The 14,522-nt window shown below is 56.9% G+C and carries 13 protein-coding genes, 4 tRNA genes and 1 pseudogene; 4 read left to right on the top strand and 14 right to left on the bottom strand.

Annotation, left to right across the window (positions count from 1 at the left end; genetic code table 11):
- Window positions 1-40: 40 nt before the first annotated feature.
- The 8 genes from lon to GTU76_RS13815 form a co-directional block, all read right to left on the bottom strand.
- A complete protein-coding gene (gene lon / locus GTU76_RS13850; RefSeq protein WP_016986884.1) occupies window positions 41-2,437 on the bottom strand; it encodes an endopeptidase La in 2,397 nt (798 codons plus the stop codon).
- A gap of 163 nt (window positions 2,438-2,600) precedes the next feature.
- The gene (gene clpX / locus GTU76_RS13845; RefSeq protein ID WP_003223632.1) at window positions 2,601-3,884 is read right to left on the bottom strand and encodes an ATP-dependent Clp protease ATP-binding subunit ClpX; all 1,284 of its coding nucleotides are present in this window, start codon (window positions 3,882-3,884) and stop codon (window positions 2,601-2,603) included.
- A 112-nt stretch (window positions 3,885-3,996) separates the two neighbouring features.
- On the bottom strand, window positions 3,997-4,632 hold the full coding sequence (clpP, locus tag GTU76_RS13840) for an ATP-dependent Clp endopeptidase proteolytic subunit ClpP (RefSeq protein ID WP_007951559.1): 636 nt from the start codon (window positions 4,630-4,632) through the stop codon (window positions 3,997-3,999).
- A gap of 93 nt (window positions 4,633-4,725) precedes the next feature.
- Window positions 4,726-6,036 (bottom strand): trigger factor, encoded by a 1,311-nt coding sequence (gene tig, locus GTU76_RS13835; protein WP_016986883.1) that lies wholly within the window; start codon window positions 6,034-6,036, stop codon window positions 4,726-4,728.
- Between the two features lie 402 nt (window positions 6,037-6,438).
- Window positions 6,439-6,514, bottom strand: a tRNA-His gene (locus tag GTU76_RS13830).
- A 77-nt stretch (window positions 6,515-6,591) separates the two neighbouring features.
- Window positions 6,592-6,676: transfer RNA gene (locus tag GTU76_RS13825), tRNA-Leu, on the bottom strand.
- A gap of 56 nt (window positions 6,677-6,732) precedes the next feature.
- Window positions 6,733-6,808, bottom strand: a tRNA-His gene (locus GTU76_RS13820).
- 32 nt (window positions 6,809-6,840) lie between these two features.
- Window positions 6,841-6,917, bottom strand: a tRNA-Arg gene (locus tag GTU76_RS13815).
- Between the two features lie 275 nt (window positions 6,918-7,192).
- Between GTU76_RS13815 and folD the strand changes: the two genes are divergently transcribed.
- A complete protein-coding gene (folD, locus tag GTU76_RS13810) occupies window positions 7,193-8,047 on the top strand; it encodes a bifunctional methylenetetrahydrofolate dehydrogenase/methenyltetrahydrofolate cyclohydrolase FolD (protein WP_016986882.1) in 855 nt (284 codons plus the stop codon).
- Window positions 8,048-8,277: 230 nt separating this feature from the next.
- Window positions 8,278-9,216: a D-alanyl-D-alanine endopeptidase gene (gene pbpG / locus GTU76_RS13805; RefSeq protein WP_180698840.1), complete on the top strand. Its 939-nt coding sequence runs from the start codon at window positions 8,278-8,280 to the stop codon at window positions 9,214-9,216.
- Between the two features lie 53 nt (window positions 9,217-9,269).
- On the opposite strand, the pseudogene GTU76_RS13800 reads toward pbpG, so the two are convergent.
- The 3 genes and pseudogenes from GTU76_RS13800 to GTU76_RS13790 form a co-directional block, all read right to left on the bottom strand.
- Window positions 9,270-9,476, bottom strand: a pseudogene (locus GTU76_RS13800) (hypothetical protein).
- A gap of 12 nt (window positions 9,477-9,488) precedes the next feature.
- The gene (locus GTU76_RS13795; RefSeq protein ID WP_026000733.1) at window positions 9,489-9,695 is read right to left on the bottom strand and encodes a DUF6021 family protein; all 207 of its coding nucleotides are present in this window, start codon (window positions 9,693-9,695) and stop codon (window positions 9,489-9,491) included.
- Window positions 9,696-9,782: 87 nt separating this feature from the next.
- On the bottom strand, window positions 9,783-10,454 hold the full coding sequence (locus GTU76_RS13790; RefSeq protein ID WP_175553798.1) for a peptidase C39 family protein: 672 nt from the start codon (window positions 10,452-10,454) through the stop codon (window positions 9,783-9,785).
- Between the two features lie 246 nt (window positions 10,455-10,700).
- On the opposite strand from GTU76_RS13790, the gene GTU76_RS13785 reads away from it, so the two are divergent.
- The gene (locus GTU76_RS13785) at window positions 10,701-10,865 is read left to right on the top strand and encodes a hypothetical protein (RefSeq protein ID WP_180698822.1); all 165 of its coding nucleotides are present in this window, start codon (window positions 10,701-10,703) and stop codon (window positions 10,863-10,865) included.
- A gap of 254 nt (window positions 10,866-11,119) precedes the next feature.
- On the opposite strand, the gene GTU76_RS13780 is transcribed toward GTU76_RS13785, so the two are convergent.
- Window positions 11,120-11,869, bottom strand: coding sequence for a TerC family protein (locus GTU76_RS13780; RefSeq protein ID WP_016986876.1), 750 nt, complete (start codon window positions 11,867-11,869; stop codon window positions 11,120-11,122).
- A gap of 29 nt (window positions 11,870-11,898) precedes the next feature.
- The gene (locus GTU76_RS13775; RefSeq protein WP_175553797.1) at window positions 11,899-12,141 is read right to left on the bottom strand and encodes a hypothetical protein; all 243 of its coding nucleotides are present in this window, start codon (window positions 12,139-12,141) and stop codon (window positions 11,899-11,901) included.
- A 133-nt stretch (window positions 12,142-12,274) separates the two neighbouring features.
- Between GTU76_RS13775 and nhaR the strand changes: the two genes are divergently transcribed.
- Entirely contained in the window at window positions 12,275-13,174 is a 900-nt protein-coding gene (nhaR, locus tag GTU76_RS13770) for a transcriptional activator NhaR (protein ID WP_016986874.1), read from the top strand.
- On the opposite strand, the gene GTU76_RS13765 is transcribed toward nhaR, so the two are convergent.
- The gene (locus GTU76_RS13765) at window positions 13,169-14,332 is read right to left on the bottom strand and encodes an MFS transporter (RefSeq protein ID WP_016986873.1); all 1,164 of its coding nucleotides are present in this window, start codon (window positions 14,330-14,332) and stop codon (window positions 13,169-13,171) included. The genes nhaR and GTU76_RS13765 overlap by 6 nt on opposite strands.
- Window positions 14,333-14,522: the final 190 nt, after the last annotated feature.

The raw sequence follows: 14,522 nt of genomic DNA, 5'->3' as shown, positions 1-14,522 counted from the left end.
TCTAAAAAACTGTCAAGGAAGCCCCCCAGGCAAAAGCGTATTAATGCGTGCTAATTCTTTCCTTAGAGTCAGACTCACGTTTTTCGTCCTTGGCAACTATCTCCGGAGCCACATCCGGCAAGGGCTCCGGCGCGTATTGCAGCGCAATTTGCAGGACCTCGTCAATCCATTTAACCGGTTTAATCTGCAGATCCTGCTTGATATTGTCAGGAATCTCCTTCAGATCACGCACGTTCTCTTCCGGAATAATCACGATCTTGATTCCGCCGCGGTGAGCCGCCAGCAGTTTTTCCTTCAGACCGCCAATCGCCAGCACTTGACCACGCAGCGTGATTTCACCAGTCATGGCGACATCGGCGCGCACCGGAATGCCGGTCAATGCCGACACCAGCGCCGTGCACATGCCTACACCGGCGCTAGGGCCGTCTTTCGGCGTCGCCCCTTCCGGCATGTGGATGTGCGTGTCGCGCTTCTCGTGGAAGTCCAGAGGAATGCCCAGGCTCTTGGCACGACTGCGGACAACGGTCAGCGCGGCAGTGATCGATTCGACCATCACATCGCCCAGCGAACCGGTCTTGATCAGTTGACCTTTACCCGGCACAACCGCGGCTTCGATAGTCAGCAATTCGCCGCCCACCTGAGTCCAGGCAAGGCCTGTGACCTGACCGATCTGATCCTGTTGCTCAGCCAGACCGTAGCGGAATTTGCGCACGCCGAGGAAGTGTTCAAGCAGGTCAGCTGTCACTTTCACCGAGAAGCGTTTTTCCATTGCGTGCTCTTTAACGGCCTTGCGGCAGACCTTGGCGATCTGACGTTCGAGGCCACGCACACCGGCTTCACGGGTGTAGTAACGGATGATGTCGCGGATCGCTTCAGCGTCGAATTCCAGCTCGCCCTTTTTCAGACCGTTAGCGGCGATCTGCTTTGGCGAGAGGTATTTGACGGCGATGTTGATCTTCTCATCTTCGGTGTAGCCCGGCAGGCGGATCACTTCCATCCGGTCGAGCAGTGCCGGCGGAATGTTCATCGAGTTCGAGGTGCACAGGAACATCACATCGGAAAGGTCGTAATCGACTTCCAGATAGTGGTCGTTGAAGTTGTGGTTCTGCTCTGGATCGAGCACTTCCAGCAACGCCGACGCCGGGTCGCCACGCATGTCGCTGCCCATTTTGTCGATTTCATCGAGCAGGAACAGCGGGTTGCGCACACCCACCTTTGTCATCTTTTGAATCAATCTTCCCGGCATCGAACCGATGTAAGTCCGGCGGTGACCGCGAATTTCCGCTTCATCACGCACGCCACCAAGGGCCATGCGCACGAATTTACGGTTGGTGGCATGAGCAATCGACTCCGCCAGCGAAGTTTTACCCACGCCCGGAGGACCGACCAGGCACAACACCGGGCCACGGATTTTCTTCACGCGTTTTTGCACGGCGAGGTATTCAAGGATACGTTCCTTGACCTCTTCGAGGCCGTAGTGATCGGCATCGAGAATGTCTTCTGCGCGCGCCAGGTCCAGACGTACCTTGCTCTGCGCCTTCCACGGCACTTGCACCAGCCAGTCGATGTACGAGCGCACCACGGTGGCCTCAGCGGACATGGGCGACATTTGCTTGAGCTTGTTCAGCTCGGCAGTGGCTTTGGCCAACGCGTCTTTCGGTAGACCGGCAGCGTCGATACGCTTTTTCAGGTCTTCGATTTCGTTGTGGCCTTCGTCGCTGTCGCCGAGTTCTTTCTGAATGGCCTTCATCTGCTCATTCAGGTAGTACTCGCGCTGACTGCGCTCCATTTGCTTTTTGACGCGGCCACGAATGCGTTTTTCGACTTGCAGCAGATCGATCTCGGCATCCAGCAACGCCAGAACGTGCTCGACCCGGGCCGACAAATCGATGATTTCGAGGATTTCCTGCTTCTGCTCGATTTTCAGCGCCATGTGCGCGGCCATGGTGTCGACCAGGCGGCCTGGCTCATCGATGCTGTTGAGCGACGACAGGACTTCAGCCGGGACCTTCTTGCCCAGCTGTACATATTGTTCGAACTGCGACAGCAGTGTGCGCACGAACACTTCGGATTCGCGCTCGGCGGCGTCGACTTCTTCGATCAACGAGACTTCGGCACGGCAGTGACCGTCGACTTCGCTGAAGCGTTCGACGGTGCCACGCTGCTCACCCTCGACCAGAACCTTTACGGTGCCGTCAGGCAGCTTCAGAAGCTGTAGAACAGTGGCAATGGTACCTACGCGATAGAGAGCGTCTTCACCGGGATCGTCGTCAGCCGGGTTTCTCTGGGCCAGCAGCAGGATCTGCTTGTCGCCCGTCATCGCGGCCTCGAGGGCTTCGATGGATTTCTCGCGCCCCACGAACAGCGGGATAACCATGTGCGGATAAACCACGACATCACGCAATGGCAGGAGAGGCAATTCGATGGTTGTCTTCATGATTTCGCCTCTACGGCGGCCATATGGCCGTAATCGGATGGAATTGAGCTTGAAACCAAGATGGGGGCTGCCTTGAAAAAAAACAAGCGCAAAGCGGATGTAAAAATCGACATAAAAAAAAAGAGGCCCGAAGGCCCCTTCTTTGTTGCGGCGCAGTGGACGCTTACGCGTCCGGCGCTGCCTTGGCCGTCGGCTCACTGTTTTCATAGATATACAGTGGCTTGGACTTGCCTTCGATCACGCTTTCATCGATCACGACCTTGCTCACCTCGGACTGCGAGGGGATTTCATACATCGTGTCGAGCAGCACACCTTCGAGAATCGAACGCAGGCCACGGGCACCGGTTTTACGTTCCAGAGCACGTTTGGCGACCGATTTCAGTGCGTCGGTCCGGAACTCCAGATCCACGCCTTCCATCTCGAACAGCTTGGCATACTGTTTGGTCAGAGCATTTTTCGGCTCGGTGAGGATCTGCATCAACGCAGCCTCATCCAGCTCGTCCAGCGTTGCGAGGACCGGCAGACGACCGACGAACTCCGGGATCAGACCGAACTTGACCAGATCGTCAGGCTCGACTTCACGCAGGGACTCACCGACTTTCTTGCCTTCTTCCTTGCTGCGCACTTCTGCGTTGAAGCCGATGCCGCCCTTGGTGGAACGGTTTTGAATAACCTTTTCCAGACCGGAGAACGCACCACCGCAGATGAAGAGGATGTTACGGGTGTCGACCTGCAGGAATTCCTGCTGCGGGTGCTTGCGACCACCTTGCGGCGGTACGGAAGCGACCGTGCCTTCGATCAACTTCAGCAAGGCCTGTTGCACGCCTTCACCGGAAACGTCCCGGGTGATCGACGGGTTGTCAGACTTGCGGGAAATCTTGTCGATTTCGTCGATGTAGACAATACCCATCTGGGCTTTCTCTACGTCGTAATCGCACTTCTGCAGCAGCTTCTGAATGATGTTCTCGACATCTTCACCCACGTAACCCGCCTCGGTGAGGGTGGTTGCGTCGGCGATGGTGAACGGAACGTTCAGCAAGCGGGCCAGTGTTTCGGCCAGCAGGGTCTTACCGGAGCCTGTCGGGCCGATCAGCAGGATGTTGCTCTTGCCGAGTTCGACGTCGTCAGCCTTCTTGTCACGCTGGTTCAGGCGCTTGTAGTGGTTGTACACCGCTACGGCCAGAACCTTTTTCGCACGCTCCTGACCAATGACGTACTGGTCAAGGATGCCGCTGATTTCTTTAGGCGAAGGCAATTTATGCGCGCTGCTTTCGGCCTGGGCTTCCTGCACCTCCTCACGGATGATGTCATTGCACAGGTCGACGCACTCGTCGCAGATAAAGACCGAGGGGCCGGCAATCAATTTGCGCACTTCATGCTGGCTTTTGCCACAGAAGGAGCAATAGAGCAGCTTGCCGTTGTCCTCGCCGTTGCGGGTGTCAGTCATTCGTTCGATCCAAATCCGATAGGCTTGCAACACAAGATGAAGGCTATTGCGGGCTTTTTCAAGCCCGCCGCTGATCAGACCAGCCGACCAAGCCTATTTTGAGCTGCTTATTTTAAGCTGGGCGCTGGTTGATCACTTCGTCGATCAGGCCATATTCCTTCGCAGCTTCTGCACTCATGAAGTTGTCGCGATTGGTATCGCGCTCGATTTCTTCCAGAGTACGCCCGCTGTGCTTGGCCATCAGCGTGTTCAGACGCTCGCGAATGAAGAGGATTTCCTTGGCGTGGATTTCGATGTCCGACGCCTGGCCCTGGAAACCGCCCAGTGGCTGGTGAATCATCACGCGCGAGTTCGGCAGGCAGAAACGCTTGCCCGGGGCACCTGCGGTCAGCAGGAATGCGCCCATGCTGCAGGCCTGACCGATGCAGGTGGTCGATACGTTCGGCTTGATGAACTGCATGGTGTCGTAGATCGACATGCCTGCTGTCACCGAACCGCCCGGAGAGTTGATGTAGAGATGGATGTCCTTGTCCGGGTTTTCCGCTTCAAGGAACAGCAGTTGCGCGCAGATCAGGTTGGCCATGTAGTCCTCTACCGGACCCACCAGAAAGATCACTCGCTCCTTGAGCAGGCGCGAATAAATGTCATAGGCGCGTTCGCCACGAGCAGATTGCTCGACAACCATCGGGACCAGGCCGCCGGCGGCCTGGATATCAGAGTTCTGCTGAATATAAGAATTACGGAACATGCTCTGCAGTCGCTCCCAAATAGTTATGTCTTGAATACGCATAAGCCAGCTCGAGAGCTGGCTTATGGTGTGTACTTCTTAACGCAAAACCAATCAGTCGGCTGTTGGAGCTTCTACCGGCTTGACTGCTTCTTCGTAAGAGACCGCTTTGTCGGTCACACTAGCTTTCTGCAGAACAGTATCCACAACTTGCTCTTCCAGCACAACCGAACGCACTTCGTTCAGCTGCTGCTCGTTTTTGTAGTACCACGACACAACCTGCTCAGGCTCTTGATAAGCCGAAGCCATTTCCTGAATCATTTCGCGAACGCGAGCGTCGTCAGGCTTCAGGTCGAATTGCTTGACCACTTCAGCAACGATCAGACCCAGCACAACGCGGCGCTTGGCTTGCTCTTCGAACAGCTCGGCCGGCAGTTGATCAGGCTTGATGTTGCCACCGAACTGCTGAACAGCCTGCACGCGCAGACGGTCAACTTCGTTGGACAGCAGCGCCTTCGGCACTTCGATCGGGTTGGTGGCCAGCAGACCGTCCATTACCTGATTCTTGACCTTGGATTTGATCGCCTGACGCAGTTCACGCTCCATGTTCTTGCGAACTTCGGTGCGGAAACCGTCGATGCCGCTTTCCTTGATGCCGAATTGAGCGAAGAACTCTTCGTTCAGCTCTGGCAGTTTAGGCTCGGAAACAGTGTTGACGGTCACGGTGAACTCGGCGGTTTTGCCAGCCAGGTCCAGGTTCTGATAGTCCTCTGGGAAAGTCAGGTTCAGAACGCGCTCTTCGCCCGCTTTAGCGCCAACCAGGCCTTCTTCGAAGCCCGGGATCATGCGACCGGAACCCAGTACCAGCTGAGTGCCCTTGGCGGAACCGCCAGCGAATACTTCGCCGTCAACCTTGCCAACGAAATCGATGTTCAGTTGGTCTTCGTTCTGGGCAGCGCGATCGGCCACTTCAAAACGAGTGTTCTGCTTGCGCAGGATGTCGAGCATTTTGTCCAGGTCAGCGTCAGCCACGTCAGCGCTCAGGCGCTCAACGGTGATGCCGTCGAAACCGGCAACGGTGAACTCAGGGAACACTTCGAATACAGCAACGTATTCCAGGTCCTTGCCAGCTTCGAGCGACTTAGGCTCGATCGACGGCGAACCAGCAGGGTTCAGCTTCTGCTCAACCACAGCTTCGTAGAAGGAGGACTGGATCACGTCGCCTACAGCTTCCTGGCGAGCATCGGCACCAAAACGGCGCTTGATTTCGCTCATTGGCACTTTGCCTGGACGGAAGCCAGCAATCTTGGCCTTTTGGGCAGTCTGCTGCAGACGCTTGTTGACCTGAGTCTCGATGCGCTCAGCCGGCACGGTGACGCTCATGCGGCGCTCGAGAGCAGTAGTATTTTCAACAGAAACTTGCATGGATATTCCTCGTTGCACAGACGTTAGCCGGCCGTTTCCGACCCCAGAATCAAGGGCATGCATTCTAGTGGGTCAAACTCAAGAAGTCACCCTACTGAAAACGGGTAAAAAAACAGCAGGCATTTTATCGGGACCGCCGCACCAGTGCAGCGCGCCCCACAGGCGAATACAACCAATCTCGCCAGGGCTCTGCGCCAACCGCTTCTATATATAGAAGAGATTGCCAATCACTCCCTGACGGCCGAACCTGCAAGCAAGCCCGGCGAGCAGCGCAGCATCATCGAGCAACATAAATACGACGAAGTGCCCTGCTCCTGCGCCCCGAAACCGTTAATCACCGGTTTTCAGAACCGCTAAAACAAAAAAGGCGCCAGACTGTTAAATCTGGCGCCTTTCGAAATATGGGGTGGACGATGGGGATCGAACCCACGACAACGGGAGTCACAATCCCGTGCTCTACCAACTGAGCTACGCCCACCATATTGCGTAACAAAAAAGCCAAACAACTTCTTTGTTGAAACCTCACCAGCCCGAAGACATGAATGAAGCTTTAATTGGTGCGGATGAAGAGACTCGAACTCTTACGCCTCGCGGCGCTGGAACCTAAATCCAGTGTGTCTACCAATTCCACCACATCCGCAGGTGAAGCTTTAAAGCAAAGGCGCCAGACTGTTACATCTGGCGCCTTTCGAAATATGGGGTGGACGATGGGGATCGAACCCACGACAACGGGAGTCACAATCCCGTGCTCTACCAACTGAGCTACGCCCACCATATCGCGTTACTTGTGCCAAAGCTGCCTAATGGCGCACCCGGCAGGACTCGAACCTGCGACCATCCGCTTAGAAGGCGGATGCTCTATCCAGCTGAGCTACGGGCGCCTTATTAATCTGTACTCTTAAAGGACTACAAACTAAGTGCTTTCCAGTGTCGCAGAACCTTGATTCCGCTTCACCTTCTTAACCAGTGCTAGGCTGTGCCCGACAAGTGCGACGAATAGTATAGAGCGCTCCGAAGGTCGTCAAATCCTTTTTGAAAAAAATTCATTTAATTAAAGGAGTTAGACGAATTTGCTGACCAAGCGCCTTTGCCCTCACCGCTCGACATGCGAGAATGCGTTCTCATTTTTTCCCCTCTCGATGGTTAATCACGCGCAATGACTGCACAACTAATCGACGGCAAATCGATCGCCGCCAGCCTGCGCCAGCAGATCGCCCAACGAGTTGCCGAGCGTCGCCAGCAAGGCCTGCGCACTCCCGGCCTCGCGGTGATCCTGGTCGGCAGCGATCCTGCCTCTCAGGTTTATGTCTCGCACAAGCGTAAAGACTGTGAAGAGGTTGGCTTCCTCTCTCAAGCCTACGACCTGCCCTCCGACACCACGCAAGACGCGCTGACCGATCTGATCGATCGCCTCAACGACGACCCTGCGATCGACGGCATCCTGCTTCAGCTGCCGCTGCCCGAGCACCTGGACGCCTCCAAATTGCTGGAGCGCATTCGTCCGGACAAAGACGTCGACGGTTTCCACCCTTATAACGTCGGTCGCCTGGCCCAGCGCATTCCCCTGCTGCGCCCATGCACCCCTAAAGGCATCATGACGCTGCTGGAAAGCACCGGCGCTGACCTTTATGGCATGGACGCAGTGGTCGTCGGCGCTTCCAACATCGTCGGTCGCCCGATGGCGATGGAACTGCTGCTGGCCGGTTGCACCGTGACCGTTACTCACCGCTTCACCAAGGATCTGGCCGGCCACGTTGGTCGTGCCGATCTGGTGGTGGTGGCCGCCGGCAAGCCGGGCCTGGTCAAAGGGGAGTGGATCAAGGAAGGCGCGATCGTGATCGACGTGGGCATCAACCGTCAGGACGACGGCAAACTGGTCGGTGACGTTGTCTACGAAACCGCCCTGCCCCGCGCCGGCTGGATTACTCCAGTACCGGGTGGCGTAGGTCCGATGACCCGCGCCTGCCTGCTGGAAAACACGCTTTACGCAGCAGAAACCCTGCACGTCTGAGTCGTCGTTTTCAGCGATAGAAAAACCCGCCTCGTGCGGGTTTTTTCATGCCTGAGAAAAAACTGTAACCGTTCGCCGGAAACCCCTCTTTTTACAGGCCTTTTCACGAGTTTTTCAGGTCGTTCAAACAACCATCGACAGATCTTCAGCCATACTCCTAGAATGCGACGCTTTGAAGAAATAACCCGTTACAAACTAACGGAATATCCAACCTTTATGAGTTCGCCCGCGTGAAAATTCGTCTTTCGATTCTGAGCCTGTTTTTTGCTTTTACAGGCACATTCATCACGCCAACGATCAACGCTGCGGAAACCACCGCTGCCCCTCGTGATGCTTCGAGCCTGAAGATCGCCTCCGGCAGTGCCCTGCTCATGGATATGCAGACCAACAAAGTCATCTACTCCAGCAACCCTGACGTGGTCGTGCCGATCGCTTCTGTCAGCAAGCTCATGACTGGATTGGTAGTGGTTGAAGCCCGGCAAAACATGGACGAATGGATCAGTGTCGATATCAGCAACACGCCGGAAATGAAGGGCGTGTTCTCCCGAGTCAAACTGAAAAGTGAGCTGCCGCGCCGCGAGATGCTGCTGATTGCTCTGATGTCCTCGGAAAACCGTGCCGCCGCCAGTCTGGCGCACCACTACCCGGGCGGTTATGCAGCCTTTATCGCGGCGATGAACGCCAAGGCCAAGGCACTGGGCATGACCAATACGCACTACGTCGAGCCGACCGGCTTGTCCGAACGCAACGTCTCTACCGCCCGTGACTTGAGCAAGTTGCTGGTCGCCGCGAGCAAATATCCGATTCTCAGCGAACTCACCACCACCAAGGAAAAGACCGTGTCGTTCCGCAAACCCAATTACACCCTGGGTTTCCGCAACACCGATCACTTGGTCAACAAGGCAGATTGGGACATCAAGATCACCAAGACCGGTTTCACTAACCCTGCCGGTCATTGCCTGGTACTGGTGACGAAAATGGGTAACCGCCCGGTCGCGCTGGTGATCCTCGACGCGTTCGGCAAGTACACCCACTTTGCTGACGCCAGCCGCATTCGCAGTTGGGTGGAAACCGGGCGCAGCGCCAGCGTTCCGGCGGTGGCTCAGCAGTACAAGGCTGAGAAAAACCTCAAGAATCGCCAGAGCGGCGTGGTCGAAGCGTCCAAGTAAGCCACCGCACAAGAAAAAGCCCCGAATCCTCGGGGCTTTTTTTCGCCTGCGTATCAGTCATTTGGCAGCGGCATCTGGTCGTCATCAGGGATGCCATCGCCCGCACTCGGATCCCGCTAAGGTTCCGGTGTCATGACATTAGGCCGGGCCATCGGATCGCGCAGCGGGCTGTCCGGGTCCAGCACCGGATAAATCTCCGGCTCTGGAGTTGTAGGCACGCTGTCCGGTTTCTGGTCATCGAAGCTTGAATCGGTACTCATACGCACCTCACATCAAGGTTTCAGATTGGCTAACGGGTCATAAGGCTTGGCCGGCTGCTTGTCGTCTTCGCCGGGTTTCACGTCTTTTGGTGCTTTCGCCGGGCCGACGGGATCGACTTGCGGATCATCGAGATCCGGCGAATCCGGATCGAAGCCCAGATCATGACCCGAAGAATGCTCGGAAGAATGCGGGCCTTTCGGCGATGGGGAATCTGCCATGCTCACCTCCTGATTTACCCGAAAACGGGTTATAGGCGTAAGAGGCTTGCCGGGCGCAGTCGTGCCCGGCAGATGACGAACGGAGATTCAGTGTGCCGCCAACGCCTTGCGCGCCTGGGCCGCTTCGTTTTCCTGACCGGCCTGGGACAGTTCATCGGCCGCTTTGAGCCAGCGCTGACGATCAACGGCTGCCGGGATCTGTGAGGGTTTTTGAATCAGAATCGCCCAGCCACCGGACTTTTCCAGCGACGATTCAAAGGCGCTGAAACTCATCAGTTCGCGACGGTTCATCCCGGCACGCAGCAAGACCTTCTGTTTGTTGCGGTCGTAGCCGGACAGGATCGCGTAACGCGGCTCGGCCCAGAACGCCGAACCCTCGCTGAAGCGCACCATCACCGGATAACCCGCCGCCACCTGCGTCAACAGCGCTGGCAGATTGCTGTCCAGCGGATAAACCACCATGCCGTACTCACGGGCAAGGTTCTGGATATTCTGCTGCAGCTTGTCTTCGGCACCCGGCAAGTGCAGTGGTTTTTCCAATAAACCCGGGGTGATCACGACGCCCTGCTGCGACAACAGGCTGGCCAGCACTTGCGGGCCGCTCTGATTGGCTTCGCCGCGATAGAACGTGCCACTGAGTTCGACCCGCTCCGGCAGACGCTTGACCTCAGGCGCCACACTGCCTGCACATCCGGCCAACACGGCCGCGCAACCGGCCACCAGCAGCGCCACACGAATTCGAGAAAATACCTGCACCATCATCACTCTCTGTTCAGACGCCGGTCATCGTGTTCCGGCAACGCCTGCGATCATAGGGCCGCGCCAGGCTGCGGTATAGCCTTAAGCGGCAGACACATCGATTGCATAGAGCAAACTGATTGGTCACCAGCGACCTTTGGTCAATAGCCTGAAACACCCCATTGTCTAGACTGTCACTGAAACAGAGCGAATTGAAAAAGTGTGCGCCCGATGCAGGGCGAAGAGGAGGCACTGATGAGCCTGACCATGACTATCGTAATGTTGATTGCCGGCTGGCTGGCCGTGGCTGCCGCCATGTTGTGGGGCGTGCTGCGGGTTTCGCGGCGCCACCATCACCATCACCATCCGGTTCAGCCTGTTGCGGTTGAGAAAGCCGAGAAGCACCGGGTACGACACGCCGCCGCGCATTGAGGATTAACGTCAAAGCGAAAAGCCCCTCACCCTAGCCCTCTCCCGGAGGAAGAGGGGACTGATCGAGTTGTTTTCTCGAGTTACGTCGACCTGAAATAACGAGCCGAACTCAGGTTTGAGAACCGCACCGATCGGCTCCCTCTCCCTCGGGAGAGGGCTGGGGTGAGGGGCTGGTTTTAGCAGAGCATAGAGAACCCGAAATGAAAAAAGGCCGCCTGAACTCAGTTCAAGCGGCCTTTTTGGCTTATTGGCGGTTACACCTGCTCAGCCAGCTTCTTCTGCTTCGCCCGACGCGACATCATGTTCAGCACTTCAATCGAAGCGGAGAACGCCATCGCCGCATACACATAACCTTTCGGTACGTGGGCGCCGAAGCCTTCAGCGATCAGGGTCATACCGATCATGATCAGGAAGCCCAGGGCCAGCATCACCACCGTCGGGTTGTCGTTGATGAATTTGGCCAGCGGTTCAGCAGCAAACAGCATCACCAGCACCGACACCACCACCGCGATGATCATGATCGGCAAGTGTTCAGTCATGCCGACGGCGGTAATGATGCTGTCGATCGAGAACACCATGTCGAGCATCAGGATCTGGCCAATAGCGGCAGCGAAACCAAGCGTAACCGTCGAGGTCGCCGACTTTGGATCTTCCGGCGCCGGGTCCATGCTGTGGTGGATCTCGGTCGTGGCTTTCCAGACCAGGAACAGACCACCGGCGATCAGGATCATGTCCTTCCACGAGAAAGCCTGACCCAGAATTTCGATAACAGGCGCGGTCAACTGCACGATGAAGGCGATGGTGCTCAACAGCGCCAGACGCAGGATCAACGCCATGCCGATACCGATACGGCGTGCTTTCTGCTGGTACTGCTTGGGCAATTTGTTGGTCAGGATCGAAATAAAGATCAGGTTATCGATGCCGAGCACGATTTCCATCACCACCAATGTGGCCAAAGCAACCCAGGCGGTGGGGCTGGCGGCGAGCTGTAACAGATATTCCATGGGTCAGTCCTGACTCTGTGTAAGACGAATTAGATGGTCTTGGAGGAAGATTCGGATTGTTCCGCGTCTTTTTCCGGTGTTTCTTTTTTCTCGATCAAGCCGCCGGTGGCATCACTCAGCGCTTGTTCGGCGGCTTTGTGGGTGTCGTCGATCGCTTGCTTGGCGCTTTCGGCAGCCTTGCCCATCAGTTGCTGGGCGCTTTTCTCGGCCTGATCGCAACCGGCCATAAGCAGTAAAGACGCAAACATCAAAGCTGGGATTGTGTATTTCATAAGGTTTCCTTCGAATGAACAGACAGGCTCACAGACCGGCCGTCGATGGCTGGGCATTCTAGGGAGATGAACACTTCAGGAAAATTCGTATTTTTAGCGGCTATACTTCGGTTTTCACGAACTGTAGATCGCCATGCTCAACTACCGACAACTGCATTACTTCTGGGTTGTAGCCAAGACCGGCAGCATCGTGCGCGCCTGCGAGCAACTGAACCTGACCCCGCAAACCATCAGCGGGCAGATTTCCCTGCTCGAACAGACTTATGGCATCGAACTGTTTCGCAGAGTCGGCCGACAGCTGGAACTCACCGAAGCCGGGCGACAAGCCCTGCCCTACGCCGAGCAGATGTTCCAGCTCGGTGGCGAACTGGAACTGATGCTGCGCGCACAACCCAATGAACAGCAGATCCTGTTCCGTGTAGGGGTGGCAGATGTGGTGCCGAAGTCCATCGTCTATCGCCTGATCGCACCGACCATGGAGCTGAACGAACCGCTGCGCATCACCTGCCGCGAAGACAAACTCGAACGCTTGCTCGCCGATCTGGCGATCCAGCGCCTGGACCTGGTGATCTCCGACAGCCCGATGCCCTCGCACCTCGACATCAAGGGCTACAGCCAGAAACTCGGTGAATGCGGGATCAGCTTCTTTGCCACTGCTGAATTGGCGGCCAGGTACGGTCAGGATTTCCCGCGCAGCCTGCACGGCGCGCCACTGCTGATTCCCGGCGCGGAAACCGTAGTGCGCAGCCGCTTGCAGCGCTGGTTTGCCGAGCAGCAGATCCAGCCGCAAATCGTCGGCGAGTTTGATGACAGTGCCTTGATGCAGGCGTTTGGCCAATCCGGCAGCGGAATTTTTATCGGCCCGAGCGTGATTGCCGATGAAGTGAAGCGCCAGTACGGCGTCGAACTGATAGGCCAGACCGACGCGGTGACCGAGTCGTTCTATGCCATTTCGGTGGAACGCAAGGTCAAGCACCCCGGTATCGTTGCGATTACCGAAGGTGCCCGACGCGAGCTGTTCACGGCGTTATGAGGCCTCGGCGCACATTTCGCGCGGCTTGAGTGTCATCAGCACCATGGCGAGGAACACTGAGAGCAAGATGAAACCGGCGGCGGCAAAGCCAAGGAAGCCCAGACCCGCGCTGTCGATGACCCGGCCTCCGACGATAGCGCCCAGACCGATGCCCAGATTGGCCCCGGCGATGTTCAACGAAGCGGCAAAGGCCGGCGCTTCTGGCGCGGCTTTCATCAGGCGCACATGACTGACCAGGAACAATGCAGCCTGGGTGATGCCCCAGATTCCCATCGCCACCGCCAGCCCCAGCGGCGAGTGAATGTTCGGCACCAGCGAGACCATGCCGGAAATCATGAACGCACAGAACAACACCGATGCCCCCAGCGGATGGCGATCGACCGCACGACCGCCCAGCGAGTTGCCAATCAGCCCGACCGCGCCGAAGGCCATCAGGCACCAACCGACGACGGTGCCGTTGAAGCCGGCAAGGCGCTCAAGAATGTCGGCCAGATAGGTGTAAGCGGTAAACATGCCGCTGAACACCAGAATCGACAGGACGATATGGCCGATCATCAACGGGCTGCGCAGGATCTTGAACTGCGAGCGGAAGCTGACCTGATGCTGATGCAGACTGGTTTTCGGCAGGTAAACAAACAGCAGCAAGGCTTTGGCAAAAGCGATGACCGCCAGAATGCCAAAGGCACTGCGCCAGCCGAAGGCGTCAGAAATCAGCGTGCCGACCGGGATGCCAAACACCGTGGCACAGACAATGCCGAAGCCGATCTTGGCGATCGCCCGACCGGCGAAATCCGGGCCGACGATGTCCACGGCGGTCTCACTGGCCAAGGCCCAGAACACCGGCAGACCCAGCGCGGGGATCAACCTGGCAATTGCCATCACCCAGATGTTCGGCGCCAGCGCCGCCACGGTATTGGCCAGACCGAACATGATCAGGATGCTGATAAACAGCTTGCGCCGCTCGAACCGGGCGAAATAGGCGGTCAGGAAAGGCCCGAACATCGCCACGGTAAAAGCGAATAGCGTCACCAGCAACCCAGCCTGCGGGATGGTGACTGCGAGGTCTCGGGCAATCGCCGGCAACAGGCCGACGATAACGAATTCCGTGGTCAGCACCGTGAATCCGGCAGCGGACAACAGAAGAATGGGCAACAGCATGCGCAACTCCAGCAAAACGACGACACCAGCGTTGACCCGGAGGCCCGCTGGCAGAGTTTGAAAATAAGGATGCGCAATCTTAACAGAGTGTGTCCGGACTGACTTGCACAAACCTGTCTATCTGGTTGACTGATCCGGTGGCAGATCGTCACATGCCTGAAGGATAAGGCCTACGCTGTGATAAAGTCCG

The organism is Pseudomonas crudilactis (assembly GCF_013433315.1).
GTDB lineage: Bacteria > Pseudomonadota > Gammaproteobacteria > Pseudomonadales > Pseudomonadaceae > Aquipseudomonas > Aquipseudomonas crudilactis.
This window is presented reverse-complemented; position numbering and strand designations above follow the sequence as displayed.

Bases quoted from the DNA above. Each gene is read 5' to 3' on its own strand.
- lon (WP_016986884.1), bottom strand. From the start codon at position 2,437: ATGAAGACAACCATCGAATTGCCTCTCCTGCCATTGCGTGATGTCGTG.
- clpX (WP_003223632.1), bottom strand. From the start codon at position 3,884: ATGACTGACACCCGCAACGGCGAGGACAACGGCAAGCTGCTCTATTGC.
- clpP (WP_007951559.1), bottom strand. From the start codon at position 4,632: ATGTTCCGTAATTCTTATATTCAGCAGAACTCTGATATCCAGGCCGCC.
- tig (WP_016986883.1), bottom strand. From the start codon at position 6,036: ATGCAAGTTTCTGTTGAAAATACTACTGCTCTCGAGCGCCGCATGAGC.
- folD (WP_016986882.1), top strand. From the start codon at position 7,193: ATGACTGCACAACTAATCGACGGCAAATCGATCGCCGCCAGCCTGCGC.
- GTU76_RS13795 (WP_026000733.1), bottom strand. From the start codon at position 9,695: ATGGCAGATTCCCCATCGCCGAAAGGCCCGCATTCTTCCGAGCATTCT.
- GTU76_RS13790 (WP_175553798.1), bottom strand. From the start codon at position 10,454: ATGGTGCAGGTATTTTCTCGAATTCGTGTGGCGCTGCTGGTGGCCGGT.
- GTU76_RS13785 (WP_180698822.1), top strand. From the start codon at position 10,701: ATGACTATCGTAATGTTGATTGCCGGCTGGCTGGCCGTGGCTGCCGCC.
- GTU76_RS13780 (WP_016986876.1), bottom strand. From the start codon at position 11,869: ATGGAATATCTGTTACAGCTCGCCGCCAGCCCCACCGCCTGGGTTGCT.
- GTU76_RS13775 (WP_175553797.1), bottom strand. From the start codon at position 12,141: ATGAAATACACAATCCCAGCTTTGATGTTTGCGTCTTTACTGCTTATG.
- nhaR (WP_016986874.1), top strand. From the start codon at position 12,275: ATGCTCAACTACCGACAACTGCATTACTTCTGGGTTGTAGCCAAGACC.
- GTU76_RS13765 (WP_016986873.1), bottom strand. From the start codon at position 14,332: ATGCTGTTGCCCATTCTTCTGTTGTCCGCTGCCGGATTCACGGTGCTG.